The sequence below is a fragment of the Burkholderia sp. AcTa6-5 genome, assembly GCF_017815075.1.
Classification (GTDB): Bacteria; Pseudomonadota; Gammaproteobacteria; order Burkholderiales; family Burkholderiaceae; genus Burkholderia; species Burkholderia sola.
In genome coordinates, this window is the sequence record NZ_JAGIQE010000016.1 from 67,371 (window position 1) to 91,411 (window position 24,041).

The window sequence follows — 24,041 nt, forward strand, 5'->3', positions numbered from 1 at the left end:
CGGCTGTAGCTCAGTTGGATAGAGTACTTGGCTACGAACCAAGGGGTCGTGGGTTCGAATCCTGCCAGCCGCGCCACTTTTTCGAGGGCCTTCCGAACCGAAGGCCCTTTCAGTTCGAAGCAGTAGAAGTTTGTTGTTGCGTGCGGCTGTAGCTCAGTTGGATAGAGTACTTGGCTACGAACCAAGGGGTCGTGGGTTCGAATCCTGCCAGCCGCGCCACCTTAAAAGGGCTTTCCTCCGGGAAAGCCCTTTTTCTTTTTGCGCCCGCCTCCCTCGTTCGCACCCTCACCCCGCACGCGCTCGGCAAAGCGCCGGCATCATCGCACGCGCTTTCGACAGCCCCAATGAAAACGGCGGCCATAAGCCGCCGTCCGTCGATCATCGAATCCGCCCGCGCCCACCGCCGCGCGCGTCAACGTCAGTAATCCTGCCGCTCGCGCTCGATACGCATGCCGCCGTCATGGCGTGCATGCGCGCCGTCGTCGGTCGAACGCTCGCGCATGATCCGCATCACGTCCGGATTGGTTCTCACGCGCCGCATCACGTTCGCGAGATGCACGCGGTCGCTGACCTGGATCACGAAGCGCAGCACCGTCGACTCGTGCGTCAGATCCTCGTCCATCGCGATATGAACGATGTTCGCGTCGGCCGACGTGATGTCCGCCGCGACGCGCGCGAAGATGCCCTTCGTGTTCTTCACGAGCGCCTTCACCGCGACATCGAACAGGCGGCCCGGCTGCGGCGCCCATTCGACGTCGATCCAGCGGCCTGGATCGCGGCGATGGATGCGCTGCGCGACACGGCAATCCGTCGTATGAATCGCCATGCCCAGACCGATGCCGATGTAACCCATGATCGCATCGCCCGGGATCGGGCGGCAGCATGCTGACAACTGCACGGACATCCCTTCGGTGCCGGTAATCACGACCGGCGGCGCATGATGCGCGGGATGCCGCTCGGACTTCGGCAGATCGTCGTCCGCGTCGCGGCCGCTCATCAACACTTCGATGCGCTTGGCCATCACCGCGGCGACGCGACGACCGAGGCCGATATCCGCGAAAATTTCCTGACGACTCTTGTTGCCCGTCCACTGCACGAGCTTCTCCCACACCTCCGGCTCGACGTCGGCCAGCGCGAGACCGTAGCCCTTCAGGCTCTGGTCGACGAGCCGCTCGCCCAGTTGCACGGACTCGTTCAGGCGCATCGTCTTCAGGTAGTGGCGGATCGCCGAGCGCGCCTTGCCGGTACGCACGAAGCCGAGCCACGCGGGGTTCGGCTTCGAATACGGCGCGGTGATCACCTCGACGATGTCGCCGCTTTTCAGCTCGGTGCGCAGCGGCAGCAGCTCGTTGTTGATCTTCACGGCCACGCACTGGTTGCCGAGATCGCTGTGGATCGAATACGCGAAATCGAGCGCCGTCGCGCCGCGCGGCAGCGCCATGATCTTCGACTTCGGCGTGAACACGTAGACCGCATCCGGGAACAGGTCGATTTTCACGTGCTCGAGGAATTCGCTCGAATCGCCCGCTTCGCTCTGGATGTCGAGCAGCGACTTCAGCCACTGGTGCGCGCGCTTCTGCACGTCGCTGAGATCGGCGCTGCCGTTCTTGTACAGCCAGTGCGCGGCGACCCCTGCCTCGGCGATCTCGTGCATCTTGCGCGTGCGTACCTGGAACTCGATCGGCGCGCCGAACGGGCCGACGAGCGTCGTGTGCAGCGACTGATAGCCGTTGATCTTCGGGATCGCGATGTAATCCTTGAACTTGCCGGGTACGGGCTTGTACAGCGCGTGCAGCGCGCCGATGCACGTGTAGCAGTCGAGCGGGCTGTCGACGACGACCCGAAAGCCGTACACGTCGAGCACCTGCGAGAACGACAGTTGCTTGTCGCGCATCTTGCGGTAGACGCTGTAGATGGTCTTCTCGCGGCCGGTGATCTCGGCGTCGATCTTCGCGTCGGCCATCGCGCGCTGCGCGGCCTCGAGGATCTTGCTGATCACTTCGCGGCGGTTGCCGCGCGCGGCCTTCACGGCCTTCTCGAGCGTCGCGTAGCGATGCGGGTTGAAGTTCGCGAAGCTCATGTCCTGCAGCTCGCGATACGTGTTGTTCAACCCGAGCCGGTGCGCGATCGGCGCGTAGATGTCGAGCGTTTCGCGCGCGACGCGGCGGCGCTTTTCCATCGGCACCGCGCCGAGCGTGCGCATGTTGTGCAGGCGGTCGGCGAGCTTGACGAGAATCACGCGCACGTCGCGCGCCATCGCGAGCAGCATCTTGCGGAAGTTTTCCGCCTGCGCTTCCTCGCGGCTGCGGAATTCCATCTTGTCGAGCTTCGACAGGCCGTCGACCAGTTCGGCGACCTTCGGGCCGAACCGCTCGGCCAGCTCGTTCTTGGTCACGCCCTGGTCTTCCATCACGTCGTGCAGCAACGCGGCCATCACGGCCTGTGCGTCGAGCTTCCAGCCGGCGCAGATTTCCGCAACGGCGACGGGATGGGTGATGTAGGGTTCGCCGCTCTGGCGATATTGACCGAGGTGGGCTTCGTCGCTGAAGTGGAACGCCGCCTTGACCTCTTTGATTTCGTCCGGAGCGAGATACTCGGCAAGCGCGGCCGTCAGTTTCGCGATCGAAACGACGCCGTGCTTGCGCGGTTGCTCCGGCGTGGCGGTCGGCCCGAACAGATGCCGGAAGGACTGTTCGAGGACCGCGTCGATGTACTGGCGCGCAGGCGACTGGGCCGTGGCTTCGGTGGTCGAATCCGCGGAGGCGGACGATGGGGTGGTGCTCATATTCGCCTCCAGGTCGAGTCGTTGCGCGCGTGGACTACATGGCTGGAACGGGCCGGATGCGCGTTACACCGGCACCTTCTTCAGCATCTCGACGCCGACCTGGCCGGCGGCGATTTCGCGCAGCGCGACGACGGTCGGCTTGTCGCGGCTTTCGATCTTCGGCGTATGGCCTTGCGCGAGCTGCCGCGCGCGATAGGTGGCGGCGAGCGCCAGTTCGAAGCGATTCGGGATTTGCTTCAGGCAGTCTTCGACGGTAATGCGAGCCATGTTGGTAATTCCTTCTGAATATAGTCCTTATTCTACCTTATGTCCCTCGTGCCCCGCGTCATTCCGCGTGGGGCAGATGGATGCCGAGCTCGATGAACAGCTCCGCGTGTCGCGCGTACTGCGAAGCAAAACGCAGGCGCGTCGCCGCGACGATGCATTCGAGTTCCGCGAGCGCGCGTTCGAAATTCTCGTTGATCACCACGTATTCCGCTTCCGACGCGTGCGCGATCTCGCTGCCGGCGGCCAGCAGGCGTCGCGTGATCACGTTCGGCTCGTCCTGGCCGCGCTTCTTCAGGCGTTCCTCGAGCGCGTCGAGCGACGGCGGCAGGATGAAGATGCCGACCGCGTTGCGGAACTGCTTCTTCACCTGCAACGCACCCTGCCAGTCGATTTCGAGCAGCACGTCGTGGCCGTTCTTCATCTGCTCTTCGATCCAGACGCGCGACGTGCCGTAGTAGTTGCCGTGCACTTCCGCGCTCTCGAGAAATTCGTGCGCCGCGTGACGCGCGCGGAAATCGTCGACGGTCGTGAAGTGGTAGTGCTGGCCGTCCTGCTCGCCCGGGCGCGGCTTGCGCGTCGTGTACGAGATCGACAGGCAGATGTCGCTGTCCTTCGACAGCAGCGCATTCACGAGCGTCGACTTGCCGGCGCCCGACGGCGCGACGACCATGAACAGGTTACCGGGATAGACGCCGCCGTGCAGCGAATGCGACGCGTGGCCGTCGCGGGTGGATTCGGTCATGACAGCCTCCGCCGGGCCTGGCCACATCCGCATGAATCGGCTTTCGAAGGATGGGGGGGCTGCGCCCCCCCAAGCGAACGTAGTGAGCGTGGGGGTCGTTTCATCTCTTTACTCCAGGTTTTGCACTTGCTCGCGCATCTGCTCGATCAGCAGCTTCAGCGCCATCGACGCGTCGGCCAATTCCTTCGCCGCCGCCTTCGAGCCGAGCGTGTTCGCTTCGCGATTCAGTTCCTGCATCATGAAATCGAGACGCTTGCCGACGCGGCCGCCCTTCTCGATCACGTGACGCGTTTCGTTCAGGTGCGCGGTGAGCCGCGACAGTTCTTCCGCGATGTCGATCCGGATCCCGTACATCGTCACTTCCTGACGGATGCGCTCCGCGGCTTCCTCGCGCGTGACGACCGTCGAGCCGCCTTCGGGCGCCGCGAGGCCGAGCGCTTCCTGCAGCCGCTCGACGATCTTCTGCTGGTGCTTCGCGATCAGCTCCGGTACGAGCGGCGTGATGCGCGCGACGATCGCCTCCATCTCGGTGACGTTCGACAGCAGCATCGTCGCCAGTTGCGCGCCTTCGCGCGAACGCACGACGACGAGCTCGCCGATCGCTTCCTTGCCGCAGGCGAGCACGGCGTCGCGGATCGCGTCGGCCGACACGCCGGCCTCGGCGAGCACGCCGGGCCAGCGCAGGATTTCACCCGCGCGCAGACGGCCGACGCCCGGGAACGAATCGAGCACCGCGCGTTCGAGATCGGCAAGCTGGCCGAGCGCCGACTGGTTCAGCGCGCCCGCGCCGATGCTTTGCTCGCCGCGCTGCAGGTTGATGCGCACGTCGACCTTGCCGCGCGACAGTTTGTTCATCAGCATTTCGCGCAGCGCGGGTTCGCACGCGCGCACGTCGTCCGGCATCCGGAAATTGAGATCGAGGAAGCGCGAGTTCACGGTGCGCAGTTCGACCGACACGCTGGTGCCGCCGTTGCCGGCGGCCGTCGTGAGTTCGCGCGTCGCGCTCGCGTAGCCCGTCATGCTGTAGATCATGGTTCGTCTCGCCGTCTGGTGCCCTCGCGGGCGGGAATACATCGAGGCGCCCGGCGCATCGGAAAGCGCGGGGCGGGAAGCGCGCATTATCCCATTTTTGCGGACCACCCCGCCGGGGACACCCGCCGTTCGGCGCTAAAATCGGGGTTTCCTCTCCTTCCGCGATTTCCCCATGACGTCTTCCGTTTCCCGCCCGAGCGGCCGCCGCGCCGACGAACTGCGCAAGGTCGCCCTCACGCGCCACTACACGAAACACGCCGAAGGCTCCGTGCTGGTCGAATTCGGCGACACCAAGGTGCTGTGCACCGCCAGCGTCGCCGAGCGCGTGCCCGAGTTCCTGCGCGAGCGCGGGCAAGGCTGGCTGACCGCCGAATACGGGATGCTGCCGCGCGCGACCCACACGCGCAGCGACCGTGAAGCGGCGCGCGGCAAGCAGACGGGCCGCACGCAGGAAATTCAGCGCCTGATCGGCCGCGCGCTGCGCGCGGTGTTCGATCTCGAGGCGCTCGGCCCGCGCACGATCCACATCGACTGCGACGTGATCCAGGCCGACGGCGGCACGCGCACGGCCAGCATCACCGGCGCGTTCGTCGCCGCGCACGACGCCGTGTCGAAGCTGATCGCGGCCGGCAAGCTCACGCGCTCGCCGATCACCGACCACGTCGCCGCGATCTCGGTCGGCGTGTACGAAGGCGCCCCCGTGCTCGACCTCGACTACGCGGAAGATTCGCGCTGCGACACCGACATGAACGTCGTGATGACCGGCGCGGGCGGCTTCGTCGAAGTCCAGGGCACGGCCGAAGGCGTGCCGTTCTCGCGCGCCGAGATGAACGCGCTGCTCGACCTCGCGCAGGGCGGGATCGCCGAGCTCGTGCGGTTGCAGAAAGAGGTCCTGGGTGCGAGCCATGCCTGACGACCGCACCGTCGCGCCGCTGTCGCGCATCGTTCTCGCGTCGAACAACGCGGGCAAGCTGCGCGAATTCACCGCGCTGTTCTCGACGGTCGGCATCGAGATCGTCCCGCAGGGCGACCTCGCGGTGCCGGAGGCGGAAGAGCCGTTCGGTACGTTCATCGAGAACGCGCTGACCAAGGCCCGCCATGCGTCGCGGCTCACCGGACTGCCGGCGATCGCCGACGATTCCGGCCTGTGCGTGCGCGTGTTGCGCGGCGCGCCGGGCGTCTATTCGGCGCGCTATGCGCAGCGCGCGGGCCGCGACAAGGGCGACGCGGCGAACAACGGGTATCTCGTCGAGCAGCTGCGCGGCGTCGCCGACCGGCGTGCGTACTACTGCTGCGTGCTCGCGCTCGTTCGCCATGCGGACGATCCGGAACCGCTATTCGCCGAAGGGCGCTGGGCCGGCGAGATCGTCGATACGCCGCGCGGCGAACACGGATTCGGCTACGACCCGTATTTCTACCTGCCGTCGCTCGGCGCGACGGCCGCCGAACTCGAGCCTGCAGTGAAGAACACGCACAGCCATCGCGCGCTGGCGCTGAAGGCGTTGCTCGCGCGGCTCGCGGAGGAAGCATGAGCCAGGCTTCGGACACCGGTGCGCGCGTCGTCGCGACCTTCACGTCGCCCGGCCAGGTGCGCCTCACGTCGCTGCCGCCGCTCGCGCTGTACGTGCATTTCCCGTGGTGCGTGCGCAAGTGCCCGTACTGCGATTTCAACTCGCATGAATGGAAAGGCGAACGGTTTCCGGAAGCCGACTATCTCGACGCGTTGCGCGCCGACCTCGAGCAGGCGCTGCCGCTCGTGTGGGGTCGGCAGGTGCATACCGTGTTCATCGGCGGCGGCACGCCGAGCCTGCTGTCGGCGGCCGGCCTCGACCGGATGCTGTCCGACGTGCGCGCGCTGCTGCCGCTCGACGCCGATGCCGAGATCACGCTCGAGGCGAACCCGGGGACCTTCGAAGCCGCGAAGTTCGCGCAGTTCCGCGCAAGCGGCGTGAACCGCCTGTCGGTCGGCATCCAGAGCTTCAACGAAGCGCACCTGAAGGCGCTCGGCCGGATTCACGACACCGCGCAGGCCCGCGCGGCCGTCGAGATCGCCGCGAAGAACTTCGACAACTTCAACCTCGACCTGATGTTCGCGCTGCCGAACCAGACGCTCGACGAATGCCGCACCGACATCGAGACCGCGCTGTCGTTCGCGCCGCCGCACCTGTCGCTGTATCACCTGACGCTCGAGCCGAATACGCTGTTCGCGAAGTTTCCGCCGGTCGTCCCCGACGACGACGCGTCGGCCGACATGCAGGAATGGATCCACGCGCGCACGGCCGACGCCGGCTACGGGCGCTACGAAGTATCCGCGTACGCGAAGCCGAATCATCAGTGCAAGCACAACCTGAACTACTGGCGCTTCGGCGACTATCTCGGGATCGGCGCGGGCGCGCACACGAAGCTGTCGTTCCCGAACCGGGTCCTGCGGCAAGCGCGCTACAAGCATCCGGCAACCTTCATCGAACAGGCGAAGGCCGGCACGGCCGTGCAGGAAGAGCGTGAAGTCGGCGCGCGCGACCTGCCGTTCGAATTCATGCTGAATACGCTGCGGCTCGTCGAGGGCTTTCCCGTGCACAGCTTCGTCGAACGCACGGGCCTGCCGATGAGCACGATCGAGCCGGCGTTGAAGGAAGCGGAACGGCGTGGGCTGATCACGCGCGATTTCACGCAAATCGCGCCGACGCCGCTCGGCCAGCGTTTTCTCAACGACCTGCAGGAATTGTTCCTGCGCGACGACTGAACGGATGAACGCGGCGGCATTTCGGTTACAATGCCGCCTCGTGTGGAAGCGTGGCCGAGCGGTTTAAGGCACTGGTCTTGAAAACCAGCGACGGGAAACTGTCCGTGAGTTCGAATCTCACCGCTTCCGCCAGGAAGTTCGCCGAACCCCGTCCATTCGCAGAATGACGGGGTTTTTGTTTGTCCGCACGCGTGCGCCCCGCACGTTCCGACGCATCGCGCCGGATGCCGTTACAATCCCGCGCTCCGATTCGCGAAACGGGAAATCCACGTCATGAAGCCCTTCCTCGTCTCGTCGCTCGTCGCCGTGCTGGCCGCCGTCAGCGCGCATGCGGCGGCCGACACCGCCTCCGGCAGCGACGCACAGGCGTCGTGCGCGATCGCGTACGTGACCGGCGTCGGCGGTTCGCCGCGCGGCCTGAGCGAGTATCTCGCGAGCCCGTCGCCATACAACTACCTGAAGGACAACGAGCTTCAGTGCAAGGTGGGCGACGACGGACGCACGTCGAACTGCACCGGCGTGACCTACCTGCGCAACGAACAGGTCAGCGTGTACGACGATTCCGACCCGGCGACGCTGACCGTCGTCGCGCGTGTGGAACTCGATCATGGCCAGAAGTATCCGGTGATCGTCGTCGTGCAGCGCAAGGACGCGCGCTGCAAGCAATGATGCGAAAAATACGATGATCCCCGTTTCCGTCGCCCGCTGATGGAATCGGCGCCGGATCGTCGACGCGTCGAAGCGACAGGGTGCGAGCGTCCCGGACGCCTGCCGTCGCACACCGCCTGACGCCTCCCGGCCCGCCCCGTCATCGCCTAGAATTCGTTCAACACGGCGACACGAACGCCGCCGCGTATTCGATGTATTCGATGCCGCACGCGCCACCCCTGCGCGCGGCACACGGAGATCGCCATGACCGACCTGTCGACCGCGACGGACCACGTCGATTACGAAGGCTTCGAGATCCATGTCGTGCCGGCCGCGATGCCCGGCAGCGACACGCGCTATACCTACACCGGCTACGTGTGCCATCCGGGCGTGAATCCCGCGCTGCCCGGCCACGCGGTGCCGTTCCACGCGGATGGCGAAGAAAGCTTCGCGAGCGTCGACGAGGCGACCCACGAAGCCGTGCACATCGGCAAGAGCATCATCGACGGCACGCACCCCGACCTGTCGGTCCTGTCGCTCGTGACGCACGGCTTCTGACGCGGCCGGAACGCATCGCCGACGATTCCCCGGAAGGCTGCCGAGGTGGCCGCATCGGCTGACCGCGCCGCGCGGCCGGACGATTGCAGCGTGCCGCGACTTTCAACCTTCCAGCACGCGTCCGCTGCGGACGCCGCCACATGTCGCGTCACATCGCGGTGCACGACGCGCGTGGCTCGACGGGGCGTCCGGCCGGTATCATCTGCGAGCGCAACGACCGGTCCCGTGCGCTATGCGTTTCCCCCCATATCGCCTCGCGTCGGTACGCCTATCATTTTTTTATCGTCCCTCCCGGCCATCACGTCATGCGCCCCCTTCCCCGTCCGTGCGTCGCCCGGCTGCGTGTTGCCGCGCTGGCCGTCGTCGCCCTGCTCGCCGCGTGCACGATCACGCCGCCTTCGTCGTTACGCTCGGTCGTGACGATTCCGTCGGTCATACGCAGCGGCAATCTCGACCAGTATCGCGTCGAGGTCGCGCACCGCGTCGCCGAACGCAATCCGTCCGGCATGCTGCACGGCACACCGCAGGCCATGCTGCGTTCGCTCGTCGTCGTGGCCTTCACCGTCGATGGCAACGGCCGCGTGATCAACGCATCCGTCTATCGCAGCAACGGCGACAGCGAGGCGGAAGCGCTCGCGCTCGCGTCGCTGCGCCGCTCGGCGCCGCTGCCGGCGCCGCCGTCGCGGCTGCTCGACGGCAACGGTCGGCTCGAACTGATGGAAGGCTGGCTCTTCAACGACGACGGCCACTTCCAGCTGCAAAGCACCGCGTCCGCGCAGGCGCAATCGATCGACTGACGCGCCGCCGCGGCCCGATTGCCGGGGGGCGGCAGCGCTGGCTATAATTTTCCGCACTCGCGCGGCCATCACGCCGCGCGCGCGTTCGCGCGCCCCACCCGGCAAGCGAGCCGACCACGCCGGCACCGGGCGGCGGCGACGTATCCGTCTCCATCGTCGACCGGCGGGTGACGTCCGCGCCACGGCGCGCGTCCACGCCGCCACCGCGTCATCCGCATCAATCATTTGCCCGGCTGCGCCCGGCAGGCAGTCGCCTGCCCCAGCGCACGCCCAGCCGGCTGCCCCAACGACAAAACGGAGACATCCATGTCCGCATCCCCCGCAACCGTTGCACACGCAACCGGTTCGGCCGGCGCCGTCAGCCACCGGCGCATCGTGTTCGCGAGCTTCATCGGCACCGCGATCGAGTTCTACGATTTCTACGTGTACGCGACGGCCGCCGCGCTCGTCATCGGCCCCGTATTCTTCCCGCACGGCTCCGCGACGGCGCAAGCGCTGTCCGCGTTCGTCACGTTCGGGATCGCGTTCATCGCGCGTCCGATCGGCTCGTTCCTGTTCGGGCACTTCGGCGACCGCATCGGCCGCAAGTCGACACTCGTCGCATCGCTGCTCGTGATGGGCGTGTCCACTACCGCGATCGGCTTCGTGCCCGGCTACGACGCGATCGGCGCGCTCGCGCCGGTGCTGCTGTGCGTGCTGCGCTTCGGCCAGGGAATCGGCCTCGGCGGCGAATGGGGCGGCGCTGCGCTGCTCGCGACCGAGCACGCGCCGCAAGGCAAGCGCGGCTGGTTCGGGATGTTCCCGCAACTGGGGCCGTCGGTCGGCTTCCTGATGTCGAACGGGCTGTTCTTCGCGCTCGCGCTGTCGCTGTCCGACGCGCAGTTCCGCAGTTGGGGCTGGCGCATCCCGTTCCTCGTCAGCGCGGTGCTCGTCGCGCTCGGCCTGTACGTGCGGCTCAAGATCACCGAAACGCCCGCGTTCCAGGCAGCGCTCGACCGCAACGAGCGCGTGCGCGTGCCGGTCGCGACGCTCGTCACGCAGCACTGGCGGCCGACGCTGCTCGGCGCGCTCGCGATGGTCGTCTGCTACACGCTGTTCTACATCTCGACGGTGTTCTCGCTGTCGTACGGCGTGTCGGCGCTGCATATTCCGCGCCAGAGCTTCCTCGGCCTGCTGTGTTTCGCGGTGGTCTTCATGGGCGTCGCGACGCCGCTGTCCGCATGGGCGTCGGACCGCTTCGGCCGCAAGCCGGTGCTGGTCGTCGGCGCGATCGCCGCGCTGCTGTCGGGGTTCGCGATGGAACCGCTGCTCGGCAGCGGCTCGATGCCGCTCGTCGCGCTGTTCCTGACGATCGAGCTGTTCCTGATGGGCGTGACGTTCGCACCGATGGGCGCGCTGCTGCCCGAATTGTTCCCGACCAACGTCCGCTACACGGGCGCGGGCGTCGCGTACAACCTCGGCGGAATCCTCGGCGCGTCGATCGCGCCGTATATCGCGCAACTGCTGGTTGCGCGCGGCGGGCTGTCGTGGGTCGGCGGCTATGTGTCGGTGGCGGCGGCGATCAGCCTGATCGGCGTGCTGCTGATGCGCGAGACGCGCGACGCGTCGCTCGTCTGACCCTTCGGGGCGACCCGGGTTGTACGACGGCGGGCGCTGCCTATACTCGATCCTGGGCGCGTCGTTGCGCGCCCGGAGATCCCGCCCCGACAGGAGCCGCCGCCATGAATATCCGCCTTGCCAATGCCGATCTCGTGCTGATCCTTGCGCTCGCGCTCGGTGGCGCGCTGCTGCTCGCGCTGCGGTTTCGGCCGAAAACCTGGCGCGGCCTCGTGTTCGAGGCGCTGCTGGCGAATCTGGCGGCCATCGCCGCCGTCGTCACGGTCGAAGCGCTGCTCGCCTGACCGCGGCCGCCGCGCCGCGTCAGGCGGACAGCCGCGCGCGCACCGTGCCGTAGGCGGGGCAGACCGTATCGATCGCCTCCAGCGCCTCGTCGACGGTCGGCATCGCGCCCGGCTCGCCGATCGACAGCGCATTCGGCACGCCGCCGATCCCGCAATGGTGGCGCGACGTCGCGACGAAAATCATCACGGTGGGCCGCTGCAGTGCGTGCGCCATGTGCACGAACCCGGTATCGACGCCCACCACGAGCGCGGCCCGACCCAGCGCCGCGCCGAGCTCACGCACCGTCATCGCCGGTAACACGATCGCGCCCGGCGCCCGCGCGGCGATATCCCGTGCATCGTCGTGCTCGGCCGCCGATCCCCACGGCACCAGCACGCGCACGCCGCGCGCCATCATCTGCGTCGCAAGGGCGGCCCAGTGTCCGGGCGGCCACTTCTTGTCGGGATTGGACGTCGCATGGAACAGCAGCATGAACGGCCCGCCGTCGGTCACGGCGGCGGGCAGGCTCGCATCCTGCGGCGCGACGATGCCGTGCGTGGCAGGCCCTTCCGGCACGTAGCCCAGCGCTTCGCCGGCACTCACCCGCATCCCGTGCCATGCGTCGCAGTCCGGCCGCGGACCGAAACGGTGCGAATACGCGAAGCGCGCGCCCGTTTCGCCGAGATCCTGCGTCTGGTAGCCGAAGCGACGCGCGCCACGCGCCAGCGACGAAATGATCGCGCTCTTGTACACGCCGTGCAGATCGATGATCGCGTCGTAGCGGTGCGCACGCAGCGCGCCGATCGATGCCGAGATCGCCTTCAGGTCGCCTGCGTTGCGCATTTTTTTGAAGCGGCGCAGCGGCGCGCACAGAACGGCGCTCACGCCCGGATGCCAGCGTACGACCTCCGCGCACGATTCGTCGACGGCCCAGTCGACCGTCACGCCGGGGAACGCGCGATGCAGGTCGGCGACGACAGGCAGCGTCTGGACGACGTCGCCGAGCGACGTCACTTTCACGATAAGGATTCGTTTCACGATTTGCGGGAATTCTCGACTGGCCATCTTGGCATGCTAACGACGGTTGCTATGTCCAGACATTACGCGAACATTACATTTGCAACAAATTGCATCTCTTTTGTGAATTTTTGTCGTCCTGCGCGGCGCGTCGTCGGCCCCGCTGGCATCGGTTCCTTTTTATAATCCACTCTTTGCCCTCCGGCCGAGCCCATGCCGCGCCCCGTCCTTCCCGCGCTGTTTCCCGCCCTTACCCGCCGCTCGCTGCGAATCTGGCGCCAGTATGGTGTTTTCTGGCTCGGCGCGATCGTCGTCGGCCTCGCGGCCGTCCTGTATGCCCGATTGATCGACTGGGGCTACGAGACTTTCCGCGCGATGCGCGATCACGCCGTCTGGCTGCCGCTGCTGCTGACGCCGGCGATCGCCGCGTTGTCGGCATGGATCACGCGCCGCTTTTTCCGCGGCGCCGAGGGCAGCGGCATCCCGCAGGTGATCGCGACGCTGCATGCGCGCCCGAGCGCATTCGGCGCCCGGCTGCTGACGCTGCGCATCCTGTTCGGCAAGGTGCTGATCTCGTTCCTCGGCATCCTCGGCGGCTTCACGATCGGCCGCGAAGGGCCGACCGTGCAAGTCGGTGCGGCGCTGATGTTCAACCTGCGGCGCTTCTACCCGCGCTCGAACGCGCAGATCGAACGCCAGCTCGTGCTGGCCGGCGCGGCGGCCGGGCTGTCGGCCGCATTCAATACGCCGCTCGCAGGCATCGTGTTCGCGATCGAGGAACTGACCCGCAGCTTCTCCGCGCGCGCCAGCGGCGTACTGATTACCGCGATCATCCTCGCCGGCGTCGTCGCGCTCGGGCTGAACGGCAACTACACGTATTTCGGCACGATCAACGCCGGGCTCCATTTCCCGAAGCTGCTGGCGGTCGCGGTGCTGGTCACCGCGATCGTGACGGGCATCGCGGGCGGCCTGTTCTGCTGGTTGCTGCTGAACACGGGGCGCTGGCTGCCCGCGCGACTGCTGGGCCTGTATCGCGAGCGGCCGGTCGCGTTCGCCGCGCTGTGCGGCTTCACGATCGCCGTCGTCGGGCTCGTGTCCGGCGGCACGACGTTCGGCAGCGGCTATGCGGAGGCGCGCGGCCTGCTCGATGGCAGTCAGCAGCTGTCGGTGTTCTATCCGCTCCTGAAGATGGTGTCGATGGTCGCGTCGTACCTGCCGGGCATCCCGGGCGGGATCTTCGCGCCGTCGCTGTCGATCGGCGCCGGCTTCGGCAACGTGCTGCATGCCGTGTTCAGCAACATGAGCCTGCCGATGCTGATCGCGCTCGCAATGGTCGGCTATCTGGCCGCCGTCACGCAGTCGCCGATCACGTCGTTCGTGATCGTGATGGAAATGATCAACGGTCATGCGCTCGTGATTTCGCTGATGGCGACTGCACTGGTATCGAGCCGGGTATCGCGCTTTTTTGCGCCGCCGCTGTACGAAACGCTCGCGCAGCGCTATCTCGCGCCGCCCGCCGCGCCGGCCGCGGCAACCACTGCGGCCGCGGCAGGCAACATGACCGACGTGACCGAACCGCGGGATGCAACCGCGGCCCCCGCCGATCCGCTCGACACGCTGCGCGACGAAGGCGGCGACGAGCCGGCCGCTGCGGCGCCGGGCGACAGCGCCGCGGACACGGCGGCGCCGCACGATGCCGGGCCGGCTGCAACCGATGCAAACGGCCCGACGCAACAGCACGGCCCGCGCGACGCTCAGTAGATCACGACGGGCGCCGGCCGGTAGTAGACCGGCCGCGCCGGCACGACGATGCACCCGGCCAGCGTGATCGCGACGAGCGCGATGGCGATTGCGGTTCTTTTCATCGCGCCTGCCTCAAGCCCAGTGGCCGCGCGTCCAGAACCAGTTCGGACCGCGCTGGTCCCAATGCCCGGGCACCCATTGCATGCCGACGCGCTCGGCCTCCCAGTGGCCGCCGATCCACACGTAGCGGCCATGGTCCCAGTGCCAGTGCCCGCGGTCCCACACGTAGCCGACGCGCGTGGCCGGTACGACCTCGTAGCGCACGGGCGGCGGCGCATTCGGCGCGACGACGACGATTTCCTCAGGGCGCACGGCGACCGGCTCCGCGATGACCATGCGCCCCTGCGGCGCGATCACGGGCGTGCCGACGAGAATCTCGTCCGCGTGCACGGCGAACGGTGCGACGACGGCTGACAGGCCCGCGGCGAACAGCGCGAGCGAAACGATACGACGTGAAACGGTAGAGACAGCCATCACAACCTCCTGGTTGAACAACACACGTGAGCGTATTCGTTCAATGCGGGAGGGGCGATGACGGCCGACAGGCGTCGTGTTACGGCGTGCCCGAAAGTGCAACAGGGCGTAAGACGCGCACGGCGGCGGGCGCCGCCGTGCGGAAGGACACACGCTGAGCGTCAGGCTTGCGGGATCTCGATCTTCACTTCGAGGACTTCGAGGTCGTCCTGGCGCTCGAGGCTCACGCGGATGTCATCGTCCGAAATATGGACGTACTTCGAGATGACCGCGACGAGCTCTTTCTGCAGCGCCGGCAGGTAATCGGCCGGCGGCCGGCCGCCGACCCGCTCGTGCGCGATGATGAGCTGCAGGCGCTCCTTCGCGACCGATGCGGACTTCTTCTTCTCGCCGAGGAGAAACGAAAGGATGGACATGGGCGGCCTCCGTTACTTGCTGCCGAAGAGGCGCTGCAGCAGGCCCGGCTTCTGGTAATCGGTGAAGCGCAGCGGCTTGTCCTCGCCGAGAAAGCGGGCGACGACGTCCTTGTACGCTTCCGCGACGTCGGTGCCGTCGATATGCACGGCCGGCAGACCCTGGTTCGACGCATGCAGCACGGCTTCCGATTCGGGCACCACGCCGATCAGCTTGATGCGCAGGATCTCGCTGATGTCCTCGAGCGACAGCATCTCGCCTTCGCTCACGCGCTTCGGGCTGTAACGCGTGATCAGCAGGTGTTCCTTGATCGGCTCCTTGCCTTCGGTCGCGCGCTTCGTCTTCGACGACAGGATGCCGAGAATGCGATCCGAGTCGCGCACCGACGACACTTCCGGGTTCGTGACGATCAGCGCTTCATCCGCGAAGTACATCGCGTGCAGCGCGCCGGCCTCGATACCGGCCGGCGAATCGCAGACGATGTATTCGAAGTCCATCGCGACGAGGTCGTTCAGCACCTTCTCGACGCCGTCGCGCGTCAGCGCATCCTTGTCGCGCGTCTGCGACGCCGGCAGGATGAACAGGTTCTCGCACTTCTTGTCCTTGATCAGCGCCTGGTTCAGGTTCGCTTCGCCCTGGATCACGTTCACGAGGTCATACACGACGCGACGCTCGCAGCCCATGATGAGATCGAGGTTGCGCAGGCCGACGTCGAAGTCGATCACGGCCGTCTTGTGGCCGCGCAGCGCGAGACCCGACGCGAAGCTCGCGCTCGTCGTCGTCTTGCCCACGCCGCCCTTGCCCGAGGTCACCACGATGATTTTTGCCATTTACCCAATACCCTGTGTTCGTCAATGAGAGCCGATCGATCCGGAGCGCACCGCGTGAATCACGTCAGGCGCAGCGGTTCGATCATCAGTTTTTCCTCTTCGAGCCGGATCTGTACCGATTTGCCCAGTACGTCGGCGGGCAGCGGGTTCTCGGTCGTTCGATAGATACCCGCGATCGAAATCAGTTCCGGTTCGAGACACGTGCAGAAAATGCGCGCGTCGTGATTGCCGTGCACGCCCGCGAGCGCGCGGCCGCGCAACGGCGCGTAGATGTGGATATTGCCTTCCGCGATGATTTCCGCGCCGTGACTGACCGGCGCGAGCACCACGAGGTCTCCTTTCGCGTAAATCTGCTGCCCCGAACGCAACGGCCGGTCGATCACCAGCGTCTGGCCGCCGGCCTGCACGAGTGTCGGCGCGGGTTCCGACGGCTGTTCGGGCGCCGCTGCGGCTGCCGCAGCGGCGGCGGGCTCGACGGCTGGCACGGCCGCCGGTTCCGCTTCGTCGGCCGGTTTCGCGGCCGGCGCGCGGCGATCGCGCGCCTCCAGCAACGGCAGGCCGGCTTCCCCCGCCCAGCCCTGCGTTGCCAGTGCGACGACGCCCACCGGACGCATCCGCACGTCGTTCAGCATCTGGCGGATGTCCGCGAGCGCGACGCGCTCGCCGTCAGCCAGGCGGCGGACGTCGATTGCGACGACATCGTCGGCGAAAAACTCGGGAGTCGCTTCGAAGCGCTTGACCAGTTCGGTACGCAACGCGTCGAGATCGGTCGTCTTCACGGTGAACAGCAACGTATCGACCGATCCGCTGCGCAGCTCGAAGAATGGCGATTTTTTAAGCGACATGGACACTCTGCAAAAATTTTTTGCGTATTTTACAGGCGTCCACGCGAGCGGCCATTATTTTTGGGACTCGGGATTGCGGCGGCCCGGGCGGACGCGCAATCGGCAGGCGGGCAGGCCGGCGGGCGATCGGGCTTTCGTCGCGCCGCGCGGCGGGCTATTTCGAGGTCGGGTCAGTGCTTCACCTGCGACACGAACAGCGATTTCATCGCGCCGGGCATCCGCGCGATCGGCGCATGTTCACCGGTGTTGCCGAAACCGGCACGCTCGTAGAAGCGGATCGCGTTGCGGTTCGCATCGGCGATCCACGCGTAGACGTCGGTGGCGCCGCGCTCGGCGAGCCATGCGGTGGCCGTCTCCAGCAGCAGCACGCCGCCGCGCAGATGACGCACCGCATGCGCGACCCACAGTTCGCTGACGAACGCGCGCCGATCGGGCGTGTTGTCGAAATACGCGCCGATCATGCCGGCCGGGTGGCCTTCGGTGTACAGCAGGAAAGTCGTCGACTCGTCGGACACGGCGCGCTGCGCGGCGATCGCCGACGCCGCGTCCGTTTCGACTGTCAGCAATTCGGCCTCCGGCGCTTCGCCGGGCGCATAGGGCTCACGCAGCGATGCGGCGCGGAGTTCGCGATACACGCCGCCCTGATCGGCAGCGATACGACGAACGGTCAAGGTCGAACTCATGCAGGCACAGCCCCCTTCGGACAGCAAGCTAGTAGCTTCAACCGAAAGCGGGGCATGAGTCAAATCGTAATTTTCAAATGGCAGCGCGGATCGAAAGGCGGCAGATGTCATCAGCGACGACTCGCGGCGCCCGGTGTGCAGGTGCAGCATCGGGGCATCGGGGCATCGACGCGCGCGACGACGGGACGGTGGGCGCGATCGCGTGATCCGGCGCTTTGCGTCGTTCTCCTTGCGATGCGCGGCCGACCGGTTTGGCACTGCGTTGGAACGTGTCGCCGTGGTCGTAATGCTACGTAATATAAGCCAAAGAAAAGCGCGCGGCGCCCCTGCTTCGGCGGCCTCGTTATTGCGATGCAACATTCGTTGCAGCCCCGTCACACCGGCCTGTGCGCGCCGCACGCCGAGCCAATCGTCCGACGAAGGCGCCGCCGCGCGGATCGATGCGCCGTCGTCAGCACGTTTCAATCGGCGCGTAGCGGCCCCTCCCGCCCTCCGGCCCGCGCACCTCGTCGTTTGGAGCGCCACGCCTAGCGCGGGGGTTTGGCAAGTGCGCGCACCAGTCGTATAACAGGCAGAACCGGGCAACGATCCGGCGCTGCCGCGCGCGTCGCGGACCACGAGGATTCGAACAATCTTGCATGCGGTCACCTGCGGGCCGGCCGACTGGAGGGAGACAATGACAATGACCGACGGATCGGCCTCGGGCTGGTCGGATGGCAAGCGTTACCTGTGGCTGCTCGGCGCGCTGACGATCACGCTGCCGATCCTCGCCGCGCAGCTCGCGCTGGCGACGGGCCTTCACGTGTTCTGGTGGTTCGGCCCGCTGTTCGCGTTCGGCGTGATCCCGATCCTCGACACGCTGATCGGCGACGATCGCGACAATCCGCCCGAAGCGGTCGTGCCGCACCTCGAACGCGCGCGCTATTACCGATACATCGTCTATCTCGCGACGTTCGTCGAATACGTTGCGTTCTTCATGTGCGTGTGGATCGTGGGCACGCACGCGCTCGCGTGGTACGACTACGTCGGCTTCGCGCTGTCGCTCGGCGCCGCAACGGGCATCTCGATCAACACCGCGCACGAGCTCGGGCACAAGACCGACCGCTTCGAACGCTGGCTCGCGAAGATCACGCTCGCGCCGGTCGCGTACGGCCACTTCTACGTCGAGCACAATCGCGGCCATCACGTGCGCGTCGCGACGGCCGAGGATCCGGCGAGCGCGCGCTACGGCGAGTCGTTCTGGGCGTTCCTGCCGCGTACGGTGACCGGCAGCATCCGCTCGGCGTGGCGGCTCGAACAGGCGCGCCTCGAACGGCTCGGGCATTCGCCGTGGACCTGGCGCAACGAAGTACTGCATGCATGGGCGATGACCGCCGTCGTGTGGGGCATCGCGATCGCGATGGCCGGCAAGGTCGTGATCCCGTTCCTCGTGATCCAGGCCGTCTACGGCGCGTCGCTGCTCGAAGTGGTGAACTACGTCGAGCACTACGGGCTCGGCCGCCGCAAGCTGCCGAACGGGCGCTACGAACGCTGCACGCCGCAGCATTCGTGGAACAGCAATCACGTCGTCACGAATCTGTTCCTGTACCAGTTGCAGCGGCACGCCGACCATCACGCGAATCCGACGCGCTCGTACCAGGCGCTGCGCCACTTCGACGATGCGCCGCAATTGCCGGCCGGCTACGCGACGATGATCCTGTTCGCGTACGTGCCGCCGCTCTGGTATCGCGTGATGAACCCGCGGGTCGTCGCGCACTATCGCGGCGACATGGCGCAATCGAATATCAAGCCGGCGATCCGCGACAGGGTGCTGGCGCAGTATCCGGCGGCGGGCTGATGGGTCGGCAGCACTGTGTAGAAGCCGGCGAGCGCTGCTTCAGACGGTCGGCGCGCCGGCATCCGGTTTCGCAGGCGCACGGTGCGGCAGCGACGCCGTCACCCGATTTCCGGCAACGCGAACATGGCCCGGTGACGACGGCAATCGGCCGGTCAGCAATGCAAAACCTTCAGGACTTCCGACAGTCAGTGCCGCACGGGCGACCGTATTCGTCATGCAGCGAGCCTGCATCGAAGAGGCGGCACGATCGCGCCGCTATCGTCCGGCACGACGCGATGCGCCCGTAGCCGCCTGTCGTCACCGCATCCGCAATCGACGCACTGCACCGACGACCCAAAACGAAAAACCCCTTGATCCTTTCGGATCAAGGGGCTTCGTATTTTGGCGGAGAGGGTGGGATTCGAACCCACGGTACGGGGAAACCGTACGCCTGATTTCGAGTCAGGTACATTCGACCACTCTGCCACCTCTCCTTCCTTACTGCATTTCGCGGCTGGTCGTTTCCGCGAGAAAAAGATTATAAGACGATCGATTCGCGGCTGACAAGCCCTTTCTGCAAATTTTTTGCGAGGGCGCGAAAGACCGGCGTTACGACGCCTGCACCGGCGCGTCGATCCGCTCCATGCCGCCCATGTACGGACGCAGCACTTCCGGCACCGTGACCGAGCCGTCCGCGTTCTGGTAGTTCTCCAGCACCGCGACGAGCGTGCGGCCGACCGCCAGGCCCGAACCGTTCAGCGTATGCACGAGCTCCGGCTTGCCCTGCGCGTTGCGGAACCGAGCCTGCATCCGGCGCGCCTGGAACGCCTCGGTGTTCGAGCAGCTCGAGATCTCGCGATAGGTGTTCTGCGCGGGCAGCCATACCTCGAGGTCGAACGTCTTCGCGGCCGAGAAGCCCATGTCGCCCGTGCACAGCGTGATCACGCGGTACGGCAGGCCGAGCTTCTGCAGGATCGCTTCCGCGTGGCCGACCATCTCGTCGAGCGCCGCGTACGACGTTTCCGGCGCGACGACCTGCACCATCTCGACCTTGTCGAACTGGTGCTGACGGATCATCCCGCGCGTGTCGCGGCCGTACGAACCGGCTTCCGAGCGGAAGCACGGCGAATGCGCGGTGAGCTTGATCGGCAGCGCCGACGCGTCGACGATCGACTCGCGCACGGTGTTCGTCAGCGAAATCTCGGACGTGGAGATCAGGTATTGCGTGACCGTGTTTTCCGCACCGCCCTTCTCGACGCGGAACATGTCGTCCGCGAATTTCGGCAACTGGCCCGTGCCGTACAGGATCTCCGGGTTCACGATGTACGGCGTATACGTTTCGGTATAGCCGTGCTGCTGCGTGTGCGTGTCGATCATGAACTGCGCGAGCGCGCGGTGCAGGCGCGCGATCGGGCCGCGCAGCATCGTGAAGCGCGCCCCGGCGAGCTTCGCGCCCGTCTCGAAATCGAGGCCGAGCGGGGTGCCGACGTCGACGTGATCCTTCACTGCGAAGTCGAACTGCCGCGGCGTGCCCCAGCGGCGCGCCTCGACGTTGTCGGCTTCGTCCTTGCCGACCGGCACGCTGTCGTGCGCGACGTTCGGCATGCCCAGCATCAGGTCGGACAGGCGCGCCTGGATCTCGCCGAGCTTGGCTTCCGACGCCTTCATGTCATCGCCGATCCCGCTGACCTCGGCCATCACGGCCGACGTGTCCTCGCCCTTGCCCTTCATCGCGCCGATCTGCTTCGACAGGCTGTTGCGGCGCGCCTGGAGCTCTTCGGTGTGGGTCTGGATCGCGCGGCGTTCCGCTTCGAGTGCGGAGAACGCGGCGACGTCGAGGGTGTAGCCGCGATCGGCGAGGCGCTTGGCGACGCCGTCGAGGTCTTTGCGCAGCAACTGGATGTCGAGCATGGGAGGACTTGGAAAATCGTTGTGTAAGACGGGAATTCTAACGCACCGCGCGGCCGCCACGGCGTCGGCCGGACGGACAATGCCGCAAATGGGCAGCCATGGCAGTATCGCATTCGCGGTCCGCCGCATCGGCAGCCGGCGAATTGCTGCGCGCGTGGCCATGACGGATCGCACCACGCCCGCGCCGGCCGGCGGCAACCGAATCGGGCGGAGCGCCGGCTCCGCGTCACAGCTCCCAAGGAATCCGATGACCATCGAACTCGACAAGGATGTCCGCGACCGCGCGATCGCGTCGCTGCAACGTTATTTCACAGAAAACATGGACGAGCCGATCGGCAACATCCAGGCCGGCGCGCTGCTGCATTTCTTCATTCAGGAAGTCGCGCCGGCGATCTACAACCTCGCGATCGCCGACGCGCAGGAACGCCTGCATGCACGGGTCGCCGAACTCGACATCGAATGCCACGAAGAGCCGTTCGAATACTGGAAGAAACAGCAGCCCGCCCGCAAGCGCTGACGCCTGAGCGGCGGCGCGGATCGAACCGGCGCGCGCGGCGCCGTCAATCCTTCTTGCCGGCCTCGCGATCGAGCTCGCGCAGCCAGGCGAGCTTCTCGGCGATCTTCGACTCGAGCCCGCGCGGCACCGGCTGATACCAGCGCGGCTCGCGCATCCCGTCCGGCAGGTACGTCTCGCCGGCCGCGTACGCGTTCGGCTCGTCGTGCGCGTAACGATAAGCGTGGCCGTAGCCGAGTTCCTTCATCAGCCTGGTCGGCGCGTTGCGCAGGTGCACGGGCACCTCGCGCGACTTGTCCTGCTTCACGAACGCCATCGCCTGGTTGAACGCGTTGTAGCCGGCGTTGCTCTTCGCCGCGCACGCGAGATAGATCACTGCCTGCCCGAGCGCGAGTTCGCCTTCCGGCGAGCCGAGCCGCTCGTAGGTTTCGGCCGCGTCGTTCGCCACCTGCAACGCGCGCGGGTCGGCCAGGCCGATGTCTTCCCACGCCATCCGCACGATGCGCCGCGCGAGATACTTCGGATCCGCGCCGCCGTCGATCATCCGGCAGAACCAGTACAGCGCGCCGTCCGGGCTCGACCCGCGCACCGACTTGTGCAGCGCCGAAATCTGGTCGTAGAAGTTGTCGCCGCCCTTGTCGAAGCGCCGCGCGTTCAGCGTCATCGCGTTGCTGACGAAATCGGCATCGATCGTCGCGACCCCGGCCGACGTCGCCGCCGTCTGCGCCTGTTCGAGCAGGTTCAGGAAGCGGCGCGCGTCGCCGTCCGCGTAGCCGACCAGCGTATCGATCGCCTTGTCGTCGAACGCGAGGCCGTCGAGCGCGATTTCCTGCGCACGCTTCAGCAACTGGCGCATCTCGTCATCGTTCAGCGACTTCAGCACGTACACCTGCGCCCGCGACAGCAATGCCGAATTGACCTCGAAACTCGGGTTTTCGGTCGTCGCGCCGATGAAGGTCACGAGGCCCGATTCGACGAACGGCAGCAGCGCATCCTGCTGCCCCTTGTTGAAACGGTGGATCTCGTCGACGAACAGGATCGTGTGGCGGCCGGTACGGTTCAGCGTGTCCTTCGCCTGCTCCATCGACTCGCGGATGTCCTTCACGCCGCCGAGCACCGCGGACAGCGCGATGAACTCGCAGTCGAACGCGAGCGCGGTGAGCCGCGCGAGCGTCGTCTTGCCGACGCCGGGCGGCCCCCACAGGATCATCGAATGCGGCTTGCCCGATTCGAACGCGAGCCGCAGCGGCTTGCCTTCGCCCAGCAAATGCGTCTGGCCGATCACCTCGGCGAGCGTCTTCGGCCGCAGCGCCTCGGCGAGCGGGCGGCGCGGCTCGACTTGAAACAGGTCGGACATGAACCCTCGCTCCACATCAAACGGTCGCGGCCGAACCGGCCGCCGGACCTGACATTATGACAGCCGCGCGAGCGCGCCGCCGGGCCTGGTATCCGCGTCCGTTACACGCGTCCGTTACACGCGTCCGTTACACGCGTCCGTTACACGCGTCCCCAAACAACACGGGCCTGCCGTCGCCGGCAGGCCCGTGTCGGGAAAACGGCGCAGCGAAGGTCAGCCGTTGATCACGTCCGCGCCCTTCGGCACGACGAACTTGAACGTATCGCCCTTCAGCGACGGGTTCGTCTGGATGTTCGTGAAGGTCAGCAGCGTCACGTTGCCGAACACGTCGTGCAGCTCCATCGCAGCAAGCGTGCCGTTGCGGAAACCGATGCCGATCCGCTGGAATTGCGTGTCCTGCGCCTTCGGCAGCATCTCGAGCCATTCGATGCCGCCCTTCTCGCCGGCATCGCGCAGCGTGTAGTTCTTGTCGAGATCGTTGCTGCCGAACAGGATCGCCGCGGGGCTCGCGCCCAGCGCGCCATTCAGCTTGCGCTCGGTAACCTGGTTCAGGTCGCGGTCGTACACGTAGAGCTTGTCGCCGTCGGCTTGCAGCACCTGCTGGTACGGCTTCTGGTACGTCCAGATGAACTTGCCCGGCCGCGCGAACACGAACGTGCCGCTCGAATTGTCGGTGGGCTTCGGCGCGGCTTGCGCGGCGCTCGCGCCCTTGGCCGGCGCCTTGACGATCTGCTGCGTGAAATCGCCCTTCGCCGAACGCACCTGCGACACGAAGGCCTTCAGTTGCTCGGTGCCGCCCGCGAACGCGTGCGTCGCCGCGAGCATCAGCGATGCGCCGGCGAGCGCCGCGCCGAGCCAGCGCCGCGTCGAACGAAGGGAAGGGGCGAACGAAAGTTGCTGCATATTGCGGTTTTCTCCCTGGGT

The 24,041-nt window shown here is 66.6% G+C and carries 24 protein-coding genes and 3 tRNA genes; 13 read left to right on the forward strand and 14 right to left on the reverse strand.

The features are described from left to right. The first annotated feature begins 142 nt into the window (after positions 1-142). Positions 143-219 (forward strand) — tRNA-Arg (locus tag J8I33_RS21440). A 199-nt stretch (positions 220-418) separates the two neighbouring features. On the opposite strand, the gene J8I33_RS21445 is transcribed toward J8I33_RS21440, so the two are convergent. From J8I33_RS21445 to J8I33_RS21460, 4 genes are all read right to left on the reverse strand, one after another. Next, positions 419-2,785: a bifunctional (p)ppGpp synthetase/guanosine-3',5'-bis(diphosphate) 3'-pyrophosphohydrolase gene (locus tag J8I33_RS21445; protein ID WP_006476619.1), complete on the reverse strand. Its 2,367-nt coding sequence runs from the start codon at positions 2,783-2,785 to the stop codon at positions 419-421. A gap of 63 nt (positions 2,786-2,848) precedes the next feature. Continuing rightward, positions 2,849-3,052 carry a DNA-directed RNA polymerase subunit omega gene (rpoZ, locus tag J8I33_RS21450; protein WP_006025620.1) on the reverse strand — a complete coding sequence of 68 codons (204 nt, stop codon included), beginning with the start codon at positions 3,050-3,052 and terminating at the stop codon, positions 2,849-2,851. Positions 3,053-3,110: 58 nt separating this feature from the next. Then, a complete protein-coding gene (gmk, locus tag J8I33_RS21455) occupies positions 3,111-3,794 on the reverse strand; it encodes a guanylate kinase (RefSeq protein WP_050011582.1) in 684 nt (227 codons plus the stop codon). 108 nt (positions 3,795-3,902) lie between these two features. Further along, positions 3,903-4,826 (reverse strand): YicC/YloC family endoribonuclease, encoded by a 924-nt coding sequence (locus J8I33_RS21460; RefSeq protein WP_050011583.1) that lies wholly within the window; start codon positions 4,824-4,826, stop codon positions 3,903-3,905. Between the two features lie 172 nt (positions 4,827-4,998). Here J8I33_RS21460 and rph point away from each other — a divergent pair, with 172 nt between their 5' ends. The 9 genes from rph to J8I33_RS21505 all read left to right on the forward strand — a co-directional run bounded on the left by rph (position 4,999) and on the right by J8I33_RS21505 (position 11,473). Next, positions 4,999-5,739, forward strand: a complete 741-nt coding sequence (rph, locus tag J8I33_RS21465) for a ribonuclease PH (RefSeq protein WP_050011584.1) — start codon at positions 4,999-5,001, stop codon at positions 5,737-5,739. Next, positions 5,732-6,358 (forward strand): RdgB/HAM1 family non-canonical purine NTP pyrophosphatase, encoded by a 627-nt coding sequence (gene rdgB / locus J8I33_RS21470; RefSeq protein WP_050011585.1) that lies wholly within the window; start codon positions 5,732-5,734, stop codon positions 6,356-6,358. The genes rph and rdgB overlap by 8 nt, the downstream gene beginning before the upstream one ends. Beyond that, entirely contained in the window at positions 6,355-7,569 is a 1,215-nt protein-coding gene (gene hemW, locus J8I33_RS21475) for a radical SAM family heme chaperone HemW (RefSeq protein WP_050011586.1), read from the forward strand. Before rdgB ends, hemW begins: the two co-directional genes overlap by 4 nt. A 44-nt stretch (positions 7,570-7,613) precedes the next feature. Beyond that, positions 7,614-7,701, forward strand: a tRNA-Ser gene (locus tag J8I33_RS21480). Positions 7,702-7,842: 141 nt separating this feature from the next. Continuing rightward, complete coding sequence (locus J8I33_RS21485) at positions 7,843-8,238, forward strand: hypothetical protein (RefSeq protein WP_050011587.1); 396 nt, start codon at positions 7,843-7,845, stop codon at positions 8,236-8,238. A 243-nt stretch (positions 8,239-8,481) separates the two neighbouring features. Then, positions 8,482-8,775 carry a hypothetical protein gene (locus tag J8I33_RS21490; RefSeq protein WP_050011588.1) on the forward strand — a complete coding sequence of 98 codons (294 nt, stop codon included), beginning with the start codon at positions 8,482-8,484 and terminating at the stop codon, positions 8,773-8,775. 305 nt (positions 8,776-9,080) lie between these two features. After that, positions 9,081-9,572, forward strand: coding sequence for an energy transducer TonB (locus J8I33_RS21495; RefSeq protein ID WP_050011589.1), 492 nt, complete (start codon positions 9,081-9,083; stop codon positions 9,570-9,572). Between the two features lie 306 nt (positions 9,573-9,878). Further along, positions 9,879-11,189, forward strand: a complete 1,311-nt coding sequence (locus J8I33_RS21500) for an MFS transporter (RefSeq protein WP_124637793.1) — start codon at positions 9,879-9,881, stop codon at positions 11,187-11,189. A 104-nt stretch (positions 11,190-11,293) separates the two neighbouring features. Beyond that, positions 11,294-11,473 (forward strand): hypothetical protein, encoded by a 180-nt coding sequence (locus J8I33_RS21505; RefSeq protein ID WP_006486620.1) that lies wholly within the window; start codon positions 11,294-11,296, stop codon positions 11,471-11,473. 19 nt (positions 11,474-11,492) lie between these two features. On the opposite strand, the gene waaC is transcribed toward J8I33_RS21505, so the two are convergent. Then, entirely contained in the window at positions 11,493-12,491 is a 999-nt protein-coding gene (gene waaC, locus J8I33_RS21510; RefSeq protein ID WP_124595004.1) for a lipopolysaccharide heptosyltransferase I, read from the reverse strand. Positions 12,492-12,683: 192 nt separating this feature from the next. Between waaC and J8I33_RS21515 the strand changes: the two genes are divergently transcribed. Next, positions 12,684-14,231, forward strand: coding sequence for a chloride channel protein (locus J8I33_RS21515; RefSeq protein WP_209939039.1), 1,548 nt, complete (start codon positions 12,684-12,686; stop codon positions 14,229-14,231). A 114-nt stretch (positions 14,232-14,345) separates the two neighbouring features. On the opposite strand, the gene J8I33_RS21520 is transcribed toward J8I33_RS21515, so the two are convergent. The 5 genes from J8I33_RS21520 to J8I33_RS21540 form a co-directional block, all read right to left on the reverse strand. Beyond that, on the reverse strand, positions 14,346-14,747 hold the full coding sequence (locus J8I33_RS21520; protein WP_124595002.1) for a YXWGXW repeat-containing protein: 402 nt from the start codon (positions 14,745-14,747) through the stop codon (positions 14,346-14,348). A 161-nt stretch (positions 14,748-14,908) separates the two neighbouring features. Further along, positions 14,909-15,163 (reverse strand): cell division topological specificity factor MinE, encoded by a 255-nt coding sequence (gene minE, locus J8I33_RS21525; RefSeq protein ID WP_006476634.1) that lies wholly within the window; start codon positions 15,161-15,163, stop codon positions 14,909-14,911. Positions 15,164-15,175: 12 nt separating this feature from the next. Beyond that, positions 15,176-15,991 carry a septum site-determining protein MinD gene (minD, locus tag J8I33_RS21530; protein ID WP_006476635.1) on the reverse strand — a complete coding sequence of 272 codons (816 nt, stop codon included), beginning with the start codon at positions 15,989-15,991 and terminating at the stop codon, positions 15,176-15,178. A 59-nt stretch (positions 15,992-16,050) separates the two neighbouring features. Further along, a complete protein-coding gene (gene minC / locus J8I33_RS21535; protein WP_046545139.1) occupies positions 16,051-16,836 on the reverse strand; it encodes a septum site-determining protein MinC in 786 nt (261 codons plus the stop codon). A 170-nt stretch (positions 16,837-17,006) separates the two neighbouring features. Continuing rightward, on the reverse strand, positions 17,007-17,630 hold the full coding sequence (locus J8I33_RS21540) for a GNAT family N-acetyltransferase (protein ID WP_244140649.1): 624 nt from the start codon (positions 17,628-17,630) through the stop codon (positions 17,007-17,009). A gap of 565 nt (positions 17,631-18,195) precedes the next feature. Here J8I33_RS21540 and J8I33_RS21550 point away from each other — a divergent pair. Further along, the gene (locus J8I33_RS21550) at positions 18,196-19,356 is read left to right on the forward strand and encodes an alkane 1-monooxygenase (protein WP_209939040.1); all 1,161 of its coding nucleotides are present in this window, start codon (positions 18,196-18,198) and stop codon (positions 19,354-19,356) included. 382 nt (positions 19,357-19,738) lie between these two features. On the opposite strand, the gene J8I33_RS21555 is transcribed toward J8I33_RS21550, so the two are convergent. Both J8I33_RS21555 and serS read right to left on the reverse strand, forming a co-directional pair. Then, positions 19,739-19,829 (reverse strand) — tRNA-Ser (locus J8I33_RS21555). Positions 19,830-19,944: 115 nt separating this feature from the next. Beyond that, complete coding sequence (gene serS, locus J8I33_RS21560) at positions 19,945-21,246, reverse strand: serine--tRNA ligase (protein WP_050011596.1); 1,302 nt, start codon at positions 21,244-21,246, stop codon at positions 19,945-19,947. A gap of 247 nt (positions 21,247-21,493) precedes the next feature. On the opposite strand from serS, the gene J8I33_RS21565 reads away from it, so the two are divergent. Beyond that, complete coding sequence (locus tag J8I33_RS21565) at positions 21,494-21,763, forward strand: DUF2164 domain-containing protein (RefSeq protein WP_050011597.1); 270 nt, start codon at positions 21,494-21,496, stop codon at positions 21,761-21,763. Positions 21,764-21,806: 43 nt separating this feature from the next. Here the strand turns inward: J8I33_RS21565 and J8I33_RS21570 are convergent, their stop codons facing one another. Together J8I33_RS21570 and lolA are read right to left on the reverse strand one after the other, a co-directional pair. Continuing rightward, positions 21,807-23,117, reverse strand: a complete 1,311-nt coding sequence (locus J8I33_RS21570) for a replication-associated recombination protein A (RefSeq protein ID WP_011544833.1) — start codon at positions 23,115-23,117, stop codon at positions 21,807-21,809. A 213-nt stretch (positions 23,118-23,330) separates the two neighbouring features. Beyond that, complete coding sequence (gene lolA, locus J8I33_RS21575; RefSeq protein ID WP_069621125.1) at positions 23,331-24,020, reverse strand: outer membrane lipoprotein chaperone LolA; 690 nt, start codon at positions 24,018-24,020, stop codon at positions 23,331-23,333. Between the last annotated feature and the right edge of the window lie 21 nt (positions 24,021-24,041).